Annotated in this window: 20 protein-coding genes; 4 read left to right on the top strand and 16 right to left on the bottom strand. The window is 27.4% G+C overall.

Annotated elements, in window-relative coordinates; all coding sequences use genetic code 11:
• Positions 1–115: 115 nt before the first annotated feature.
• The 5 genes from ACRDBA_RS02270 to ACRDBA_RS02250 are packed head-to-tail and all read right to left on the bottom strand — an operon-like array spanning position 116 to position 5,102.
• Positions 116–1,372: an MFS transporter gene (locus ACRDBA_RS02270; RefSeq protein ID WP_438571318.1), complete on the bottom strand. Its 1,257-nt coding sequence runs from the start codon at positions 1,370–1,372 to the stop codon at positions 116–118.
• On the bottom strand, positions 1,372–2,163 hold the full coding sequence (locus ACRDBA_RS02265; protein WP_438571317.1) for an ABC transporter ATP-binding protein: 792 nt from the start codon (positions 2,161–2,163) through the stop codon (positions 1,372–1,374). Before ACRDBA_RS02265 ends, ACRDBA_RS02270 begins: the two co-directional genes overlap by 1 nt.
• Before the next feature lie 5 nt (positions 2,164–2,168).
• Complete coding sequence (locus ACRDBA_RS02260) at positions 2,169–3,173, bottom strand: FecCD family ABC transporter permease (RefSeq protein WP_438571316.1); 1,005 nt, start codon at positions 3,171–3,173, stop codon at positions 2,169–2,171.
• A complete protein-coding gene (locus ACRDBA_RS02255) occupies positions 3,173–4,165 on the bottom strand; it encodes a FecCD family ABC transporter permease (protein WP_438571315.1) in 993 nt (330 codons plus the stop codon). Before ACRDBA_RS02255 ends, ACRDBA_RS02260 begins: the two co-directional genes overlap by 1 nt.
• Positions 4,152–5,102 carry an iron-hydroxamate ABC transporter substrate-binding protein gene (locus ACRDBA_RS02250; RefSeq protein ID WP_438571314.1) on the bottom strand — a complete coding sequence of 317 codons (951 nt, stop codon included), beginning with the start codon at positions 5,100–5,102 and terminating at the stop codon, positions 4,152–4,154. The genes ACRDBA_RS02255 and ACRDBA_RS02250 overlap by 14 nt, the downstream gene beginning before the upstream one ends.
• A gap of 289 nt (positions 5,103–5,391) precedes the next feature.
• On the opposite strand from ACRDBA_RS02250, the gene ACRDBA_RS02245 reads away from it, so the two are divergent.
• Complete coding sequence (locus tag ACRDBA_RS02245) at positions 5,392–6,396, top strand: helix-turn-helix domain-containing protein (protein WP_438571313.1); 1,005 nt, start codon at positions 5,392–5,394, stop codon at positions 6,394–6,396.
• A gap of 137 nt (positions 6,397–6,533) precedes the next feature.
• On the opposite strand, the gene cls is transcribed toward ACRDBA_RS02245, so the two are convergent.
• The 11 genes from cls to ACRDBA_RS02190 form a co-directional block, all read right to left on the bottom strand.
• A complete protein-coding gene (gene cls / locus ACRDBA_RS02240) occupies positions 6,534–7,979 on the bottom strand; it encodes a cardiolipin synthase (RefSeq protein ID WP_438571312.1) in 1,446 nt (481 codons plus the stop codon).
• Positions 7,980–8,333: 354 nt separating this feature from the next.
• Positions 8,334–9,581, bottom strand: coding sequence for a sensor histidine kinase (locus ACRDBA_RS02235; protein WP_438571311.1), 1,248 nt, complete (start codon positions 9,579–9,581; stop codon positions 8,334–8,336).
• Complete coding sequence (locus ACRDBA_RS02230; RefSeq protein WP_438571310.1) at positions 9,574–10,251, bottom strand: response regulator transcription factor; 678 nt, start codon at positions 10,249–10,251, stop codon at positions 9,574–9,576. Before ACRDBA_RS02230 ends, ACRDBA_RS02235 begins: the two co-directional genes overlap by 8 nt.
• A complete protein-coding gene (locus tag ACRDBA_RS02225; protein WP_438571309.1) occupies positions 10,251–10,808 on the bottom strand; it encodes a DUF4342 domain-containing protein in 558 nt (185 codons plus the stop codon). The genes ACRDBA_RS02230 and ACRDBA_RS02225 overlap by 1 nt, the downstream gene beginning before the upstream one ends.
• A 120-nt stretch (positions 10,809–10,928) precedes the next feature.
• Positions 10,929–11,465, bottom strand: a complete 537-nt coding sequence (locus ACRDBA_RS02220) for a DUF4342 domain-containing protein (RefSeq protein ID WP_438571308.1) — start codon at positions 11,463–11,465, stop codon at positions 10,929–10,931.
• A 103-nt stretch (positions 11,466–11,568) separates the two neighbouring features.
• The gene (locus tag ACRDBA_RS02215; RefSeq protein ID WP_438571307.1) at positions 11,569–13,122 is read right to left on the bottom strand and encodes an ABC transporter permease/substrate-binding protein; all 1,554 of its coding nucleotides are present in this window, start codon (positions 13,120–13,122) and stop codon (positions 11,569–11,571) included.
• Complete coding sequence (locus tag ACRDBA_RS02210) at positions 13,094–14,251, bottom strand: ABC transporter ATP-binding protein (protein ID WP_438571306.1); 1,158 nt, start codon at positions 14,249–14,251, stop codon at positions 13,094–13,096. The genes ACRDBA_RS02215 and ACRDBA_RS02210 overlap by 29 nt, the downstream gene beginning before the upstream one ends.
• A 152-nt stretch (positions 14,252–14,403) precedes the next feature.
• On the bottom strand, positions 14,404–15,033 hold the full coding sequence (locus ACRDBA_RS02205; protein WP_438571305.1) for a TrkA C-terminal domain-containing protein: 630 nt from the start codon (positions 15,031–15,033) through the stop codon (positions 14,404–14,406).
• Positions 15,034–15,193: 160 nt separating this feature from the next.
• On the bottom strand, positions 15,194–15,625 hold the full coding sequence (locus ACRDBA_RS02200; RefSeq protein ID WP_438571304.1) for a hypothetical protein: 432 nt from the start codon (positions 15,623–15,625) through the stop codon (positions 15,194–15,196).
• Positions 15,618–15,983, bottom strand: a complete 366-nt coding sequence (locus tag ACRDBA_RS02195) for a nucleotidyltransferase family protein (RefSeq protein ID WP_438571303.1) — start codon at positions 15,981–15,983, stop codon at positions 15,618–15,620. Before ACRDBA_RS02195 ends, ACRDBA_RS02200 begins: the two co-directional genes overlap by 8 nt.
• Positions 15,984–16,078: 95 nt before the next feature.
• The gene (locus ACRDBA_RS02190) at positions 16,079–16,957 is read right to left on the bottom strand and encodes a LysR family transcriptional regulator (protein WP_438571302.1); all 879 of its coding nucleotides are present in this window, start codon (positions 16,955–16,957) and stop codon (positions 16,079–16,081) included.
• A 373-nt stretch (positions 16,958–17,330) separates the two neighbouring features.
• Between ACRDBA_RS02190 and ACRDBA_RS02185 the strand changes: the two genes are divergently transcribed.
• From ACRDBA_RS02185 to ACRDBA_RS02175, 3 genes are all read left to right on the top strand, one after another.
• A complete protein-coding gene (locus ACRDBA_RS02185; protein ID WP_438571301.1) occupies positions 17,331–18,146 on the top strand; it encodes a nitroreductase family protein in 816 nt (271 codons plus the stop codon).
• An 11-nt stretch (positions 18,147–18,157) separates the two neighbouring features.
• Positions 18,158–18,979, top strand: coding sequence for a nitroreductase family protein (locus ACRDBA_RS02180; protein ID WP_438571300.1), 822 nt, complete (start codon positions 18,158–18,160; stop codon positions 18,977–18,979).
• 283 nt (positions 18,980–19,262) lie between these two features.
• Positions 19,263–19,771, top strand: a 509-nt coding sequence (locus tag ACRDBA_RS02175) for a DUF4317 family protein (RefSeq protein WP_438571299.1), incomplete at its 3' end; no start/stop codon positions are given.

Raw genomic sequence — 19,771 nt, 5'->3', positions numbered from 1 at the left:
TTTTTCGAAATAAATTTCACAAAAATTCTATATCCTACTTGTCATTCTTACTTCTTGCCTAAGAATATGAACTTTATCAACATTAGATTAAAATATAAAAAATACATATAAGTATCTATCTTAATTCTCTTACATTCCATTTAATAAATCCCATAAGTCCTATATTGGCTATTGCTGTTATTAATAAAATTACTCCTATTGGGATTCCTATTTCTATTACCTGTCCAAATAATAATTGTCCTGGTGCAACACTTATTGTAGCTACGGCTGTTGAAAATGCTGAAATTCCTCCAAGCATTCCTGCTGGAATTTCCTTTTGTATAAATGTTAATGTTAAAACATTTGATAATGCTAAGGATAACATTATGCCCATTCCCCCAACTGCAAAAAGTCCTGCTAATAAATAGTTATTTAAATTTATAAATCCTATTATAGCCATTAATGTAACTCCAGCTATCATTGGAATATATGTATAATGTGCTTTTTTCATTGAAAACATATTAGGCTTTACACTAATCCAAAATCCACCTAATATCATTCCTAAAACACAAATACCTTCTACTATTCCATAAACTTCTGCTGGAAGTCCAAGTAATATATTAATAAAGTACGGTGCTACTATTGATAATATTGGTACTAAGAATATATTTCCTAAAGCATAAGAAGCTATAATTCCAAGTATAATTTTCTTTTCATTTTTTAAATATAAGAAGCTATTTTTCATATCTATAAATGATTGTTTTATAAAGGCTAATGAAAATACCTTGCTTTCATTTATATTATCAACATCTAAGTTTTCCTCTTTAGCTACTTGCGGTATGTCTAAGAAACATTCCATTATTGCTGAAGCTAAAAAGCTTATAGCATTAATTATTACTATTATCTTTATACCAACAAGTCCATATAATATCCCTGCTAAAATAGGTCCAACAAAGTTTACAACTGATCCAACTTGATTTATTATTCCATTAGCTGAAGTAAGCTTATCTTCTTCTACTATTTGTGGAATTGAAGCTACTACTGCTGGTCCATATAATGTAGAACATATAGAAAGTATAAACATTACTGCTGCAACTATTAGCTCACTATCTCTTCCTCTAAGTAATACAAAGGCATATGCCCCTATTAATACTGAGCAAAATAAATCTAAGTATATCATTATCTTTTTTCTATTTATCTTATCTGAAAGCCTTCCTGCAATAGGTGCAAATAATATATAAGGTATAGTTGATATAGCTAATATTTTTGCAAAAGCTGCAGTGCTTCCTGTAAATTCTAACAGATATAAAGACATACTAAATCTTTGAATAGCATTTCCAAACAGTGATATAATTTGCCCTATAACTATAATTATAAAATTTTTATTTTTCATTACTTCTCCCTAAAAAGCTTATATTCCATACATATTGGATAATTGCCACTTTCACTATTTTTAAGGCTAGCATCTATTCCATATATTTCTTTTAAGCTTTCTTCATTAATTACATCTATTGGTTTTCCCTGACAAATAATACTACCTTTTTTTAATCCAATAATATTATCTGCAAATCTACTAGCATTGTTAAGCTCATGAAGAACTATAACTACTGTGATTTTCTTTTCTTTATTAAGTTTTTCTAGTACCTCTAAAACTTCTAGCTGATAAGACATATCTAAATAAGTTGTAGGTTCATCAAGCATTATAATTTCTGTTTCTTGAGCTAAAGTCATTGCAATCCAAGCTCTTTGCCTTTGTCCACCTGATAAATTTTCTATTTCTCTATCAGCAAATTCCTTTAATCCTGTTTCTTCTATTGCCCAATTAATAACTTCTTTATCATGCTTATTAAGTCCACCTATAATATTTTGATGTGGAAATCTACCAAATGCTACAAGTTCTCTAACTGTTAATCCACTTGGACATACTGGTCCTTGTGGAAGAAAAGCTACTTCCTTTGCTATATTTTTTTCCTTTAATCCCTTAATGTTTTTATTATTTATAAAAATATCTCCATTTTTAGGCTTATTAATTCTTGCTATAGTTTTAAGCAATGTTGATTTCCCACATCCATTTGCTCCAATTATTATGCTAATCTTACCCTTTGGTATAGATAAATTCATATTTTCAATTATAATATTATCTTCATATGCTACTGATAAATTCTTTACACTAATAGCTTCCATAATTATTACTCCTTCATCATTAAATAAATAAAATATGGTACTCCAAATATAGATACTGTTATTCCAACTGGAATTTCAATTGGAGAAAATAAATTTCTTGAAACTGCATCTGCAAGAAGAGTTATTATTACACTTATCATTGCTGAAACTACAATATAGTTTTTATGATAAGAACCAACCAGCTTTCTTGCTATATGTGGAGATATAAGTCCTAAAAATCCAATATTACCTGCAAAGGCTGTCGCTGTTCCAGCTAATATAACTGAATAAGTTAAAAACTTCTTTCTTTCTCTTTCTATATTTAATCCTAAAGATATAGAAATCTCATCTGAAAGATTTAAAACATCTAGTTTTTTATGATTTAATAAGACTAATATAAACATAAATGTTACTATTGGAATAATTACCTTTGCATAGCTCCAACCTGATCCCCAAAGGCTTCCTGATGTCCAAACTAAAACTCTATTGTAGTCACCAACTCCCCCTCTAAAGGTAAAGAAGGTAATAAAAGCATTAAGTCCTGCATTTAATCCTATTCCTATTAATAAAAGTCTTTTTGGCTTTATTCCTTTTTTACTAGATAATATGTAAATAAAAAATGCTGTAACGGCTGCACCTACTACAGCCATAAAAGGTAAAACAAATATAGAAAGACTACCTAGCTCACTATAATAATTTGATGTTTGATATGTAATAAATAATACTGCAGCCACTGCTGCACCAGCATTTATACCAATTATCCCTGTATCAGCTAAATCATTTTTAGTTATAGTTTGCAGAATTGCTCCTGCTGTAGATAATGCAATGGCCACAAACATTCCAACTAAAAGCCTTGGAAGTCTAATACTTAATATTGCTGTATTTTGAGCCTTACTTCCATTTCCCATAAGGGTATTTAGAACTTCTCCTAAGGAAATCTTATAAGTTCCCCAGCATAATGTAACTGCAAAGGAGATAGCTAATAAAGCTAATAAAATTACTATAACTATTTTAAATTTATTTTTCTTCATTATCCTCTCTCCTTTCTAGCTATCCATATAAAGAATGGTACTCCTATTAATGATGTAAATACTCCTATTGGAGTTTCATAAGGATCAAATAACATCCTTGCTGCAATATCTGCATAAGTTAAAAGAACTGCTCCAAGTAAAAATGAACATGGAATATTTCTTCTGTAATCTTCTCCTAATAATTTTCTAACTATTTGAGGAACTATAAGTCCTACAAACACTATATTTTTACCAACTGCAACTGCTGCCGCACACATTGGTATCATTACTAATAAAGTAATAAGCCTTATCTTTTGTGGGTTTTCTCCTAGACCAATAGCAACATCATCACCTAAATTCAAAATATTTATCTTTGGTGATAATAACATTGCTATAATAAATCCTACTACGCCTACAAAAAATACTAATTTAAAGTCTCCCCAGCTTGCATTTCTAAAGCCTCCAGTAACCCAAAATCCTATCATTTGAGATTGGTTAGATAATAATCCTACTATAGTTGTTAATGAAATGAAAAATGTACTCATAGCTGTTCCTGCTAAAAGTATCTTTGTAATAGAATTATTATTTTGCTTTTTTGATATAAAGAATAAAACTATTATTCCTGTTACAAAAGCTCCTATTAATGATGCCACCATTACATTTTTAGTATTTATAGTAATTCCCGCTGCATAAAAAATTGCAATTACTAATGTTGCCCCTTGGCTAATACCTAATATAGATGGTTCAGCTATTGGATTTCTTGTAACTCCTTGAATCATTGCACCTGTTACTCCTAAAATTCCTCCTGTTAATAATACAGAAAGAGCTCTTGGAATACGTACATCTCTAACTAACATAAGCTCTAAAGTTTCACTATAATTAAAAATACTATCAAATATGTCACTAAAAGTAATATGGACGGATCCTAGCCTTATAGCTAGAACCAGTCCTCCTACTAAAAGTAACAAACCACAAATTATAAATATTGTTGTATGTTTCTTACTTTGTTTCATTTAACATATCACCTATTTCATCTACTAATAAATCTCTTCCTATTGAGCTATATCCTTGGTTAAAGTATGGTGATGAATCTAAAACTACAACCTTTCCTTCCTTTACAGCAGGTAGGCTATTCCAAATTGCATTAGCTTCAAGCTGTGCTAAATCTTCCTTTGTAGCAATTAAGAATATATAATCTGATTTAATTGCTGCTAATCCTTCATAAGTTACAACTGGTAAGCTTATATCAGTTTGAGCTGGCATTCCTTCTGGCTTAGCTAATCCCATATCTTCATATAAAACATTACCAAATCCTGCACCATCAAATATAAAGAATTGACCTCCACTTGCTAAGAATGAAAGATAAGTAGTATCTTCTCCGTATTCAGCCTTAATCTTCTCTCCTTCTTTTATAGCCTTTTCTTCATAATCAGCTAACCATTTATCAGCTTCTGCTTCTTTATTAAATACCTTTGCAATTGCTTTAAGGTCATCCTTCCAATTTAAAGCTTCTAATTGAATCATAACTGTAGGAGCAATTTCACTTAATTGATCATACATTTTTTCTTGAACTGTTGATATAACTATTAAGTCTGGATTTAAATTCATAACTGCTTCTATATCCATAGTATCTTGCATGCTATATCCTAATATTTCTGCTCCCTTTAATGTTTCTTCTAAATATGTTGGGAACTTAGTGTAATCATATGCATCACTATTTGCTGTTCCTGAAACTTTATATCCTAATATTGATAAAATATCACTATTACCACTTAAATCAACTATTGTCTTAGGTTCAGCTGGAATTTCAACTTCTCCTCTTACATCTGTAACTACAATAGTATCTTCTGTTTTATTATTTTCTGTAGTTCCACCATTTGCACCACAACTAACAAATAACATCGCTGCCATACAAGGAACTAATAATTTTTTAAATAAATTCATCTTCATAATTTGCCTCCTTAGTATTGTTCTTCACATTTTTTTATGCTACGCTTTACTTGTTGTTATTGTATATGATATTCATTCTCAATTCAATCATTGCAACTAATTTAATAATTTTATCATCTAAATAAATAATTTTTAAGACCATGTTTTAAACTAATGTTGATGAAATAACGCTGTCAACATTGACTTAAAATACAGTCATTTTACGTTTATTTATTATTTGTTTAATTTGTAATTATTATTAAAATTATTTAGCTTAAATAATTTTATTCTTTATAAAAAGGAGCATTTTATGATTTCTAAAACTACTAAGGATTTTCAAAATAATGTTTTAAATAAACTTACATTCACCCCATATCCAACTGAGCATTACACTATTTATAAAAATAAAGATAAACCTGAACTTGGATATTTTATTAAATACAGTAGAAAAGATTATTATGAATTTGGTATTGGAGATTATACTATTCCAAAAAGCTTTTCTCTTTCCTTTTCTCATAAGGAGGATTTAATGCGCTTTGGAACTGTATATACTGGTGAAACTAAATTTATAATTGAAAATAACCCTATTTCCTCATTTAGTCCCTCCTCATTTTTTGTATCTGAAAAAGGACTTAAGGGAAAACAAGCTTGGGTTAAAGGTCAACATTTTCACGGTGCAGAAATAACTATTTATAAGAAATATTTTGATGAAATAATAAAACCCAATTTTCCTGACACCATAGATTTTGATAATTTTATTTCTAATTTTACTTATCGTTATCTTCCTTTAGAAATAGCTTCTATAGTTCAAAATTTAAGAAGCTTAGCCGAAGTCCATAAGTTAACTCCCTTATATTTAGAAAGTAAGATATTAGAATCAATTGCATTACTCTATAATGAAATATCTTTATCGCCTGAAAATACTTTTACTAATCAATTAAACTATGGAGAGATTAAGATAGGAAAAGATAGACTTATTTCCTTAACTGCTTCAGATGTAAGTGCAATACAAAAGGCTCATGATATACTAACAAAGGATGCTTGCAATCCTCCTACTATAAAGGCATTAAGTAAAATGGTATTTTTAAATGAACAAAAACTAAAGGCAGGATTTTCAGCTAAATATCATATGTCTATTAAGCAATATACTAATTCTATAAGAATGACTACTGCTGAAAACTTACTTTCTACAACAGAATTAAGTGTAGATGAAATCTCTAAATTAGTTGGATATAACCATAGTGGTAACTTTGTAAAAATGTTTAAAAAAGTTCATGGAAAAACACCCTTAGCCTTTAGAAAGCTTAAATCTTAAAATTATATTTTTATTAAAATTATATAAAGCGCCTAGTAAGAAAAAATCTCCCTACTAAGCGCTTCAATAAACTTTATTATTAGAAATTATCAGTAATTTAATATGAAAAGTTCATATAATATATTCATTGTTTTATATTATAAAACCCCTGAGAATAACCTTGAAAAGGCTTCTTTAAATTTAACGCCCTTGCTTCTCTTATTATATTCTTCAATAGTTAATTCTTTAGAATTTAATATATCCTTTTCAAACTCACTTCTTTGCTTCATAGATATTTCTTCTGAATAAATTAATGCATTTACTTCAAAGTTTAATTCAAAACTTCTTGTATCCATATTAGCTGTTCCTATAGAACATACTTCATCATCAATAACTACAGTTTTTGCATGTAAAAAGGCATTTTTATCATAATGATATATTTTAACACCGTAATTTAAGATTTCTCCTGCATAAACTAAGTTTGCCCAATAAACAAATGGATGGTCACCCTTTCCTGGTAGCATTATTCTTACATCTACACCTGAAGCAGAAGCTAATTTTAAGCTATCAGCTATACTTTTATCTATTATTAAATATGGAGATTGTATGTATATATATCTCTTAGCTCTTTGTATCATCTTTAAGTAAGATAATTTTATTTCATATACATCACTAAGATTTGGCCCACTTGATACTATTTGCATCCCCTTATTTCCAGGACCCTTTTCATTTTCATTAACATCAATTAAAACATGTTTTAAATCAATATCTTCCTTAGTTGCATATCTCCAATCTGCTAAAAATCTTAAATTTAAATCTTTTACTGCTGGACCACGGAATTTTATATGTGTATCTCTCCAATAACCAAACTTAGGGTCTTTTCCTAAATACTCATCTCCTACATTAAATCCACCAACAAAGCCTACCTTATTATCTATAACAACTATTTTTCTATGATTTCTAAAATTCATATTTAAGTTTATTACCTTTAACAATGCTGGGAAAAACTCTCCTACTTTTCCGCCTGCATCAATTAAAGATTTTAATTTCTTTCTATTAAGAGATCTACTTCCAACTGAATCATATAATAATCTTACTTGAACTCCAGCCTTAGCCTTTTCCTCTAATATGTTTAATATCTTTGTTCCAATATCATCATTTTTAAATATGTAAAATTGAATATTTATATTTTTCTTTGCTTTTTTTAAACTTTCTAAAAGTTCATTGAAAAAGTCCTTTCCATCAGAAAACATTTCTATTTCATTATCAGTTCTATATGGCGAATAATCCATACTTTCAACTGCTAATATCATATCTAGATTTTTTCTATTTTTTGCATATATTTCTGATTTATCTCTTTCTTTAACTTGCTTTTTGTAATTTTCAAAAATATTTATTTCCGCTTCCTTCATAATAAACATCTTTGAATTATTAGTCTTTCTGCCAATAATTAAAAAAGCAAAAAAACCTACATATGGTAATACATATAAGATAAATGTCCATGCAATTATATTATTTGCTGAACGTTTTTCTTTAAATACCATAAATCCAATAGTTACTAAGTTTATAACATGAAATAAAATAGATAAAACTTTAAATATCATAATATATATATCCTTTCAAATTCCTTATTTAAATAAAGCCTCATAAAACCATTATTCCCTTTACACCATGTATATATAAAATTTATTTTTTAAATTTATACTTATTTAATACCTATGTTTTAACCTAGTGTTGATAAAAATTCATATTACTAGTTAAGAAGTAAGAATTAAAAAGTAAGAGTTTGTATAAAAACTCCTTGAGAAGTTTTATAAAATATATTTTTTATAAAATTCGTAGAGGTTTAATCCTTAACTATTCACTTTTACTTATTAATTTTTACTTAAACTTACTTACTAGTAATATTTATAAAACACTTAAATATCAACACATATTAAAAATATAACCTTAAATTATTAAGGTAAAAATACAGTTATTCTCGTTCCTATTTCTTTTCTTGTTAAGACACTAAAATATCCTTTATGACCATCTATAATCCACTTTGCTATAGATAATCCTAGACCTGTTCCACCATCTTTTCTTACTCTTGCAGTATCTGCTCTATAAAAACGTTCAAATATATGAGAAACATCACTTTCATCAATTCCTATTCCATTGTCTTGAATTGAAAAATAAGCTTCTCCATTATTATTCTTACCAACCCTAAGTGTTATAGATTCCCCCTGTTCTGTATAATTAGCTGCATTTTGAACTAAAATTCTTGCTGTTTGCTTAAGCAGTCCTATATCTCCACATACAGTTATATTTTCTAAAGCTACAAATCTATATACGTGGTTATTATCTATCATTTTTGACTCTTCAAACACTTCATTTATCATATCATTAAGTAAAAATTCTGTTTTGCTTAAATGAGTTTTACCATTTATCCCTCTAGCTAAGAATAATAATTGCTCAACTAAGTTTTTCATATTTTCTGATTCTGATTTTATTGCTGCTATAGATTCATCTAATACACTTTCATCCTTTTTACCCCAACGGTCTAGCATATTTGCATAACCTTGAATTACTGATATTGGAGTTCTAAGCTCATGAGATGCATCTGAAACAAACCTAGCTTGCTGCCTATAGGATTCTCTCATTCTATCTAATAATTGATTTATTGCTTCTTCTAAACCATGAAGTTCACTATCTTCAATAGTTATCCTTTCATCTGAAATAGTTGGACTTATCTTAGATATAGCATCTTCAATACTTTGGAATTTTTCTTCATCAAAGGTCATATTACTAATTCTATTAGTAGCTTCTACTATTTCATTAAGTGGCTTTAAGGACTTTCTAATTTTAGCTGTACCAAATATTATATCTTCAAATAAGAATATCCCTTGCATAATTCCTAAAACTATAAGGATTTTTTTAACTAAAAGTAAAATATCACTTGCTTCCTTAACCATTGTTTTTCCATTATCCCAAATTACAGTATATGCTGATGTTTCTATTGGGAAAAGCTCAAAAGACCTTTTAGCCGTTTTAACTACTTCACCATAAAAGCTTTTTTCAGCATCCATACACCAAAATAACATTAAAATAATAATTATTACCATATCAATGGCGAGAAACTTAAAAAATGAATCTCTAACTGAAATAGAATTTATCTTTATTGCAATAGATGTAACATTTTTGTTTTTCTTCTTTTTCTTACTCATCCTTTATTACGTATCCTACTCCACGAACTGTAGTTATAATCTTAGTGTTAAATCTATCATCAATTTTAGTTCTTAAATATCTAATATAAACATCTATTACATTTGTTTCTCCAACATAATCATAACCACATACCTTTTCTATAAGCACATCTCTAGTTAAAACTATATTTTTATTTTCAATTAATATTTGAAGTAAATTAAATTCTCTATTAGTTAATTCTATTTCTGTTTCATCATAAGTTACCTTGTGTCTTGTTTTATCTAAGGCTAATAAACCACAACTTATTTTTTCTTCTTTTTTTATAGTAACTACTCTCTTTTTAAGAGCTGTTCTTATTCTTGCAAGTAATTCTTCTATTGCAAAGGGCTTAGTTATATAATCATCTGCACCAGCATCTAATCCTGATACCTTATCCATAACTGCATCTCTTGCAGTTAACATTATAACTGGAACATCAGAAGTTCTCCTTAGTCTTCTTAATACTTCAAGACCATTAATTTCTGGAAGCATAACATCTAAAAGAACTAAATCAGCTTCCCCCTTTTCTGCAATCTCTAATCCTACTCTACCATTATTTGCTTTTATTACTTTGTATCCTTCATGAATTAGCTCTAGTTCTATAAATCTAGCAATTTTTTCTTCATCCTCAACTATTAAAACCTTAAACATTATTTAACCCCCTTTTTTATCTTTTCTCTTATTTCTCTAGCATGCTTTGACATTTCCTTTGAAATATTATTTACCTTATCTATATTATCTACATTAATTTTATTACTAGAAACTACAAATTCTATATCAAAAAATAATCCTACTATTACTGAAGGTATTATTATCCAAAAGGCAAAAAATAAAAGCAATGCAACTACTGTAAGAGGAATCTTTAAAAATATCTTTTCTTTTCTCTTTATATAAATAAAAATATTATTTCCTGTATCTATAACCTTACATACAGCTTCAAAAATCCCCTCAAAATCATTTTTCTTTTTATAATTATAATCTTTTTCTTCTTTTTTCATATTAAGTATTTCTCTATTATTATTAGAACCTTCTTTATGTTCATTAGTATAAAACACACTAATTGAAGGCTTTTTTACTATTCCACTAGCTTCTAAACTTAACATAGCATCTAGTATATCCCAATTACTTTTTTCCAAAGCATCTTTAGCTTCTTCATAACTTACATTAGCCTTATCCCTTAATTTTTCTACAGCCTTAAGCTTTTCCATAATAACCCTCCTTTCCTACTATTTAAATTATAACATCTTACATAATATTTCTACACAAAAATAAAGAGACCTTGAATATATAATCAAAATCTCTTTTACTCTTTAACTTTTCACTGTTAACTAGTTCTTATATCCTTCTTGGAAATCCTTTTTAATGTGATCTGCTGATTTAGATACTTCTTCAAAAATAGTGTTTACTCCCTCACAATTAAAATTCTTTCCTGTCATTGAATATTTATATCCACAGAATAATCCTATTACTAATAATATAATTGTTGGTACTGATAAGAAGATTAATAATAATACTGAAATTGTTAAAGATATTCTAATTGGTTTTTCATTTGCCTTTCTTATTTCAAAGAAAGTATCATTTCCTTTTCTTAAAATCTTTCCTGCAAACTTAAACATTCTTCCTATAACTTCACCAATTCCACCAAAGCTATCTTCATGCTTTTTGTCTTCCTTCTTTTCTTCCTTAGCTTTTTCCTTTACTTCTACTATAGTAGTAACTTCTGAATTTTCCATTTTACCTTTTCTTTCTAAATAAACTATTGAATCTAATAAATCCCAATTACTTTGTTCTAAAGCTTCTGTAGCCTCTTCACGGCTTATGTTAGCCTTCCCCATTAATATTTCAACCATTTCATTTCTTTCCATTTATATTACCTCCATAAATTTCATTTCGTTCTTTACTATAGTTATATAATACGTCCGGAAAATTAATCTAAAATATAAGAAAGATTAAAATTAGATTAAAATATTAATTAATTAGATTATTTTCTATTAAAAAATCTCTTGCTACTGTAGCAGGGTCCATTTGAAGCTCATCTACTTTATAATTAAGCTCCATCATTACTTCACTTGTTAAAACTTCTCCTAATTCCTTTATAAGAGGTTTAATTTCAGGATATTCTTCTAATACTTCTTCCTTAACTACTGGAATAGCATAATATGGTGGAAAAAGATTTTTATCATCTTCAAGTATTTTTAAATCGTACTTTTTCATTAATCCATCTGTAGCAAAGCCATCTATTACATCAATATCGCCATTAACTAATGCTACATATCGAGGTGCTCCATCTACAGCCTTTTCTTCTTTTAAATTAAAATTATATAGCTTTTTTAAACCTGGAAGTCCGTCTTCTCTATTTAAAAATTCAAATGTATTTCCTGATGTTAAGTTTTTTGAAACTAATGCAAAATCACTTATTGTCTCTAAGTTATATTTTTCTGCTGTTTCTTTAGTAACTGCTAATACATATGTATTATTAAATGCCATTGGATCTAATACATCTATATTATATTTTTCCTTAAATTCTTTTTTAACAACATCATATACCTTTTCCATATCACTTATAGGTGAATACTTAAGCATATCAGTATAAGCAGTTCCCATATATTCTACATACATATCTATATCACCTGCATTCATAGCTGAGAAAACTACTTGAGTTCCTCCTAAGTCTATTTTTCTATTTACAGATATATCTGTTTTATTTTCTATAAGTTCAGAAACTAAATGTACAGAAATTGATTGTTCTGTAAAATCCTTTCCTCCAATATTTATTACTTTATCACTTTTTATAATTCCACTTAATGATGAAAATATTATTGATATTCCTATTAGAAGTGTTCCTATTATTAATATTATTTTTTGTGTTTTTCTAGTGCTTTTCGATGTGCCTTGCATATTTGCAGGAGTTACTATTTTTTCTACTGTTGCTACTATAAAGTCTACTAATAAGGCTAAAATACAAGCTGGTATTGCACCTGCTAATATTTGATTATTATTTACTGTTCTTATTCCTGAAAAAACTAAGAACCCAAGTCCATCAGCTCCAATAAATGCTGCCATAGTCATAAGTCCAACAGCTGTAACTGCTGAAATTCTAACACCTGCCATTATTACCGGTAATGCTAACGGAATTTGTATTTTTGTTAATATTTGAAATCTAGTTAACCCTATTCCCTTTGCTGCTTCAAGTGTTGTAGGATTTATATTATCTATACCTGTAAAGGTATTTTTTATTATTGGTAATAATGAATATAAAATTACTGTTATTATTGCTGGTGTTGTACCTATTCCTAAAAATGGAACTAAAAATCCTAATAAAGCCATACTTGGTATTGCTTGTACAACATTTGCTACACTTAAAATTGGCTTATTTAATTTCTTTTTATAGCTAATTAATATCCCTAAAGGAATTCCTATTAATATTGCAAATCCAACTGAAATTGCCGTTAACTTAATATGATCTAATAATAAACTTAATATTTGCTGATTATTATCTATTATATATTGAACTAAACTCATCTTCATCCTCCTCTATTTCAATGTATTGCTGACTTAATACAGTTACTAAGCTACTTTTAGTAACTAATCCACGAATTATATTTTTATCATCAATTACTGGTATTGTAGATATTTTAAATTCATTAACAACCTTTAATGCATCTAGTATATTTTCTTCTACGTTAAGAGTTTTTACATCTGCTGATACTAAACCACCAACTAACTGTGATTTATCTTCAATCTTTCTTAAATACTTTGCCTTAACAATTCCAATAAACTCTTTAGTATTTCTATTAATAACAATTAAACTATCTACCTTGTTACTTCTCATTTTTTCAATGCACTTTAGAACTGATAGTTCTGAACTACATGTTATAGGATTTTCAATCATTATATCTGATACTTTGATAAACTCTGGAGATGACCAAATACGATTTTTTCCTATAAAGGTTGAAACAAAATCATTTATAGGATTTTTTAAAATATTTTCTGGAGTGTCATATTGAATAATTTCTCCACCCTTCATTATGCAAATCATATCTGCTATTCTAATTGCTTCATCCATATCATGAGTTACAAATACTATTGTTTTTTTAAATTTTGATTGAAGTGATACAAGTTCATCTTGTAAATCCACTCTTGTTATAGGATCTAATGCTGAAAAAGGCTCGTCCATTAATATTATTTCTGGATCTATTGCAAAGGCTCTTGCAACTCCTACTCTTTGTTGCTGACCTCCACTTAATTCAGTTGGATATCTATCTAAATATTTATCGGGATCTAATCCAACCATATTCATTAATTTGACTGTATTTTCTGAAATTTCAGCGTAATTTTCATTTTCAAGCTTAGCTATTATTTCAATATTTTCTCTTATTGTCATATGTGGAAAAAGACCTGTCTGTTGAATTACATAACCTATATTTCTTCTTAATGATATTACATCACCTTCCGAAATATCTTTATCATTAATATAAATTTTACCGCTACTAGGATTTATTAATCTATTTATCATTTTTAATAACGTAGTTTTTCCACATCCACTTTCACCAATTATAGCTACTAAATTTCCTTTTTCAATTTTCATTGAAATATTTGAAAGAACCTTATTTCCTTTAAAGTTTTTTTTGATGTTTTCAAATCTAATCATTTTTTACCTCCCTCTTTAAAGTAGCAACTTTTTTCGTGTATAAAGTTGTTACTAAGTGTCAACTTTATATTAGCACTCAAGTTGTCTATTGTCAAATTAAAGAAAAAGAGCTAATCATTCCCGATTAGCTCTTTATATTTAAATTTAATATATTAAATTATATTTAAAAACTTTTTAACTCTATCTATACATTCTTCATTTCCAACAAAATATATAATGTCATCCTCTTTTAATATTGCATAAGGTCCCGGTGAAAGTATTATTTCTCCATTTCTCTTTATAGCTATTATAGTAGCTTGTGTATTATTCCAAAATGAAATCTCAGCTGCTGACTTATTAATATGTTCTACATCTTTAGTAATTGTAAGTTGAAATGGCATAAATGGATTAACTGATCTAAAAGCTTCTGTTTTTTCAATTAAATTAGAAATACAATTATTAAAATAATCAAGTTCTTGCTTTTGCCTATCAACACTTTTTAACATATTTAATCTTATATCATTTATAGTCTCAGTATCTTGATACTGCTTAATAAACTTAACTGCATTTTCATAAGACTTTATAATAACTCCGCTTCCTTTTGCAGATTCAACTATATTAAGATCATCTAAAATACAAATAGCCCTTCTTGCTGTTTCTGGTGAAACCTTATATGTACTTGCTATAGATGATCTAGCATAAATTTTTTCACCTATATTATACTTTCCATCAGCTATCTTAGAAGCTATATCAATAGCTATGCTTTGATACTTAGAAGCTGTTGTCTTTATTTTATTTTCCATTTGTCTATCTCCAATCATACCATTTAAAACATAATATATAATCCCTTATATATTATATATTATAACATTTACATTGTGAACAAATAGATACTTAAATAACTAGAAATCCAACTACTATATAAGTGATTTAGAATATAGAATAGCTTTTTGCATAAGATACTTAATTCGCTCTTAATAAATTTTTAATTGTATTTTCTAATTCTTCTATACTTTGAATGTTATTAAAAAGATTTTCTAGTAGCTCATTATCGCTTGGAAGTTTATATCTATGAGCAAGCCTATTTCTTAACCGCCTAGATATGATATAGAATGCTAAAAACTCTTCACTAGCATATCCACTTTTTTTAATTATTTCCATTCCTTCTATTGCAGATATATCAATTTTAAACTTATTTAATTCTTTAAGCATTATTGAAATATAATCTTCACACAATATATGAAAATCTAAAAAATAAGCTCTAATCCCATGCATTAAGAAATTCCTAGTTTTATCATTACTAGTTACATTAACTTCCTCAATGCATTCAAAACATTCAACCTTCCATTCATCATAATCCTTTAAAAGCTTTAATATTCTATTATGATTAACCAATTAAATCCCGCTCCCTTAACTTTAAAAAATCACTATTTTCTATAAAAAATTTTTCAACAAATTTATATAATTCTTCGTAAGCTCCATCATCAAAAAAAATAACACTTTCATTTAATACATCTCTTAAAAATAGTCTATCTGTATTTCTATTTAATCTAACTAAGTCTACTTCCTTGCCAATTTCTTTTTCTAATTCATATTCTAATTTTAACTCATCATCTAAAGTCATATTGGATATTATAAAAATATCATAATCAGATTCTTCATAAAAATCCCCTCTTGCTCTACTTCCAAATAGCCCCATAGAATTAATATTATATTTTTCTGATAGCTCGATACAAATTGATTTTATATCCATTTTACTCCTCCAGCACTTTATATAATTACCTTAATTATATACTATTTATAGACCTTATAACCATATTTATAGCATATATAAATGACTTTTATTATTTAATTAATTAGCTCCATAACATAGTTTTTAAATTCTACTTTAGCCTCAGAAATATTCATTTCTTTGTTCCATCCCATATATATACTTTTAAAGCCTATATCTTCTTTAATTTTAACTATAGAAATTTTATTAGTATTAATCATAGGTGTATTTAAAGTTATTGCAATTCCAGCTCCTGCTGCCACTAACCCGGCGAGCACACTCCCCTCATTTGGCTCAGCAAATATCTTTGGAGTATAATCTATAAATTCAGAATAAGATATTTTTTCCCTGCAAGATTTATCTTTATATACTATAAAATACTCATCTTTTAATTCCTTTAGAGAAACCTCTTCCCTACTTGATAAATGATGATTTTTTGGAACTATTAAAACATACTCTTCCTTTTTTACTAATATAGATTCTATTTGAGGATAGTTTTCACCTTCCTTTATATTGTCATAAAAACCAAAATCAATCCTTCCATGACTTAAATCTCTTAAAATTTCTTCTGTAGATTGATTATTTATATTAAATTTAACTTGTAGCTTATTATTGAAAAAGTTGCTTATTAAAAATGGAATAAAGGTTGATCCTATACAATAAGTTGATGCTATTGATATAACCTTATCATTACTATTTTTCATATCCCTAAGCTTTTCTTTGCCTCTTTCAATTTTACTTAAGGCGGAATGGGCATACTTTAAAAATACTTCTCCAAATTTAGTTATTTTTATATTTCGTCCTTCTCTTTCAAAAAGTGAAACCTCTAGCTCTTCTTCTAATTTTGAAATTGCTTTACTTAAAGCTGGCTGAGTTACAGATAATATATTTGATGCTGTTGTAAAATTTTTAGTTTCAGCTATTACTTTAAAATATTCTAATTGTTGTAAATTCATATTTTCCTCCTGTGTATCTTCTTTAATATTAAACATTAATATTAGATATTCTATCTCATATATTTAATCTATCTACTTAAATTAATTTTTCTCTAAAAGTTATGGATAGAGGTAATAAGCTCCCGTGACTATATTTCAAATTCCCAACCTTTAGATGGAGTAAAAAATCCAAATAAAACTAAGGATTTTCTTTATACTGAAATATTAACATTCTATAACTTTTAGTTATACATTTATAATTTATTTAAATTAGACATACACTATTTTATAGTGATATAATCACATTGTTCCATAAAAATATAATATTTATTTAATAACAAATTATAAATTTAATTTATAAAAAGGTCAAGTTAATTTACAGGAGGTATTTATTTTGACTACTATATTTAATAAACCAATAAAAGAATTAATTACAAGCAGATATTCTGTTAGAAATTACAATGATACATCTTTGCCTAAAGACATAATTGAAAAAATTGAAAATTATATAAATACAGTTACAAATCCTTTTAATAAAAAAATAAAAATTAAATTAATAAAAAAAGATGACTCCAATAAAGACTTAAAACTTGGAACTTATGGAGTAATTAAAGGTGCAAACTATTTTTTAGCAGCAGCCTGTGAAAATGATGATTTATCTTTAATATCATTAGGCTATACTTTAGAAAAAGTTATTTTATATTGTACTTCTTTAGGATTAGGTACAGTATGGCTAGGTGGAACTTTTAATAAGGGCGGTTTTGCAAAAGCTATAAATTTAGGTGAAAATGAAACACTTCCAATAGTTTCTCCTGTTGGATATGAAGGTGGAAAAAAATCTGTTATAGGATCTTTAATAGGCAGTAATAAAAATAAGCGTAAACCTTATTCAGAACTATTTTTTAATAATAATTTTGATACTCCCCTTGATTCTATTAATTCCGGTAAATACCTTGAACCTCTTGAAATGCTAAGACTAGCTCCATCAGCTGTTAACAAGCAACCTTGGAGAGTTTTAAAGGATAATAATAATATACATTTTTATCTTTCTAATAATAAAGGATTCACTAAAATCGATATTGGAATAGCTCTTTGTCATTTTCATTTAACAGCTATTGAAAATAATATAAATGGTGAATTTAAAGAAATTGATTCTATTAAAAATAATGAAAATAACAAATTTTCTTATGTTATTTCTTGGATAAATTAAGGAGTGATTTAATGTTTAATGTTGATAAAAATTTATGTATAGGTTGTTCTCAATGTATTAAAGATTGCCCAACTCGTACTATTTCATTAAAAGATGGAAAAGCAGATATTAATAATGACAATTGTTTAAAGTGTGGTCACTGTGTTGCAATATGTCCAGTAAAAGCAGTTTCGACAGATGATTATAATATGGAGGAAGTACTTCCTTATAATAAAGATAATTTTTCAGTAGATGCAGATAACCTATTAAACTTTATTAAATTTAGAAGAAGTGTTAGAAGATTTAAAGATAAGGAAATTGAAAAAGAAAAGATAGAAAAAATAATTGAAGCTGGAAGATATACTCAAACTTCAACTAATAGCCAAGATGTTTCTTATATAGTAGTTACTGAAAAACTAGATGAATTAAGAGACTTAGCTTTTGAAAGCTTAAAGAAAAAAGGAGAATATATCTTAGCAAATTTAACTCCAGAAACAGAATACTTAAAAAGATATGCTAACATGTGGTTATACAACTACAATGAATATAAAAAAGATCCTATAAAGGGAGATAGATTATTCTTTAATGCTCCACTAGCTATATTCGTTGTATCACCTACTCCAATAAATGGTGGCTTAGCTTCATCTAATATGGAACTTATGGTTGATGCCTTAGGTCTTGGAACATTCTTTAGTGGATTTTTATTAAGGGCAGCTGAAGGAAACAAGGAAATCTTAGATTTACTTGGAGTTAGTGATAGCAAATATTTAAGTTCTTGTTTAGTAATTGGTTATCCTGATGTTAAATATCAAAGAACTGCCCCTAGAAAAGATGCTAATATTACTTGGATATAAAATTAAAAACCATATTGGCTTTTAGCCAGTATGGTTTTCTTATATAATGTAATAATTTATTTTTTCTCCTTTGTAGCTAAGGCTTTTGTTTTTTAAGTAATAACATATCGCAACCTCTAAAACTTTTTTTGTATTGCTTTATAAGCTTAGACTTAAAATTAATTACTAATATTTTTTACATATTTTTACTTTTAATTTTATAATGCTTTCAATAATACCGAAAAAATAATATACTTATATTATTATAAAAAATATAGATGATAAAATTAAAGGAGGTTTATAAATGAGAAAGAAAGATATACTTGAGCTAAAGAGAAGATTAAAAAAGGATCATTGCACCTTTACTAAGATGTGTGGTTGCTATGTTAACGGAGAAAAGCATGTTATCTTAAAATTTAGAGAAACATTTTTAAACTTAGATGAAGATGAATATTTCAAGTACTTAGAAATAGCTAAAAAAGTTTTATCAGGTACTATTGGAAATAATATATTAGAGCTTAACTTCCCAGTTAATGAGGATTATATAAATGAAAAGCAAGTATCACTTATGCAGCTTAAAAATAGCCAATTAAAGGATGATACTCTTTTAGACGCTTTTTATGATTCCATTATAGATAATTATGATTACACAGGTAATCTTTTAATACTTATCTTCCATGATGCTTATGATGTTATTACTAAAACAAAGGATAATATTAAAGTAGATGAATCTGAAGAAGTTTATGAATATGTTTTATGTGCTGTATGTCCTGTTTCATTATCAGAACCTGGCCTTAGATATTTTGAAGAAGA

The sequence above is a fragment of the Clostridium sp. genome, assembly GCF_051654825.1.
Taxonomy (GTDB): domain Bacteria; phylum Bacillota; class Clostridia; order Clostridiales; family Clostridiaceae; genus Clostridium.
The sequence above is the reverse complement of the archived record's forward strand: the minus strand, read 5'-3'. Positions and strand labels throughout refer to the sequence as shown.

Coding starts and splice junctions, on each gene's coding strand:
- ACRDBA_RS02180 (WP_438571300.1), top strand. CDS start 18,158: ATGTTTAATGTTGATAAAAATTTATGTATAGGTTGTTCTCAATGTATT.
- ACRDBA_RS02230 (WP_438571310.1), bottom strand. CDS start 10,251: ATGTTTAAGGTTTTAATAGTTGAGGATGAAGAAAAAATTGCTAGATTT.
- cls (WP_438571312.1), bottom strand. CDS start 7,979: ATGATATTTAAAGTTTTATCTATTTTATTTCATGTTATAAACTTAGTA.
- ACRDBA_RS02195 (WP_438571303.1), bottom strand. CDS start 15,983: ATGGATATAAAATCAATTTGTATCGAGCTATCAGAAAAATATAATATT.
- ACRDBA_RS02220 (WP_438571308.1), bottom strand. CDS start 11,465: ATGGAAAGAAATGAAATGGTTGAAATATTAATGGGGAAGGCTAACATA.
- ACRDBA_RS02265 (WP_438571317.1), bottom strand. CDS start 2,163: ATGGAAGCTATTAGTGTAAAGAATTTATCAGTAGCATATGAAGATAAT.
- ACRDBA_RS02255 (WP_438571315.1), bottom strand. CDS start 4,165: ATGAAACAAAGTAAGAAACATACAACAATATTTATAATTTGTGGTTTG.
- ACRDBA_RS02250 (WP_438571314.1), bottom strand. CDS start 5,102: ATGAAGATGAATTTATTTAAAAAATTATTAGTTCCTTGTATGGCAGCG.
- ACRDBA_RS02235 (WP_438571311.1), bottom strand. CDS start 9,581: ATGAGTAAGAAAAAGAAGAAAAACAAAAATGTTACATCTATTGCAATA.
- ACRDBA_RS02260 (WP_438571316.1), bottom strand. CDS start 3,173: ATGAAGAAAAATAAATTTAAAATAGTTATAGTAATTTTATTAGCTTTA.
- ACRDBA_RS02270 (WP_438571318.1), bottom strand. CDS start 1,372: ATGAAAAATAAAAATTTTATAATTATAGTTATAGGGCAAATTATATCA.
- ACRDBA_RS02215 (WP_438571307.1), bottom strand. CDS start 13,122: ATGAGTTTAGTTCAATATATAATAGATAATAATCAGCAAATATTAAGT.
- ACRDBA_RS02205 (WP_438571305.1), bottom strand. CDS start 15,033: ATGGAAAATAAAATAAAGACAACAGCTTCTAAGTATCAAAGCATAGCT.
- ACRDBA_RS02210 (WP_438571306.1), bottom strand. CDS start 14,251: ATGATTAGATTTGAAAACATCAAAAAAAACTTTAAAGGAAATAAGGTT.
- ACRDBA_RS02190 (WP_438571302.1), bottom strand. CDS start 16,957: ATGAATTTACAACAATTAGAATATTTTAAAGTAATAGCTGAAACTAAA.
- ACRDBA_RS02225 (WP_438571309.1), bottom strand. CDS start 10,808: ATGGAAAAGCTTAAGGCTGTAGAAAAATTAAGGGATAAGGCTAATGTA.
- ACRDBA_RS02245 (WP_438571313.1), top strand. CDS start 5,392: ATGATTTCTAAAACTACTAAGGATTTTCAAAATAATGTTTTAAATAAA.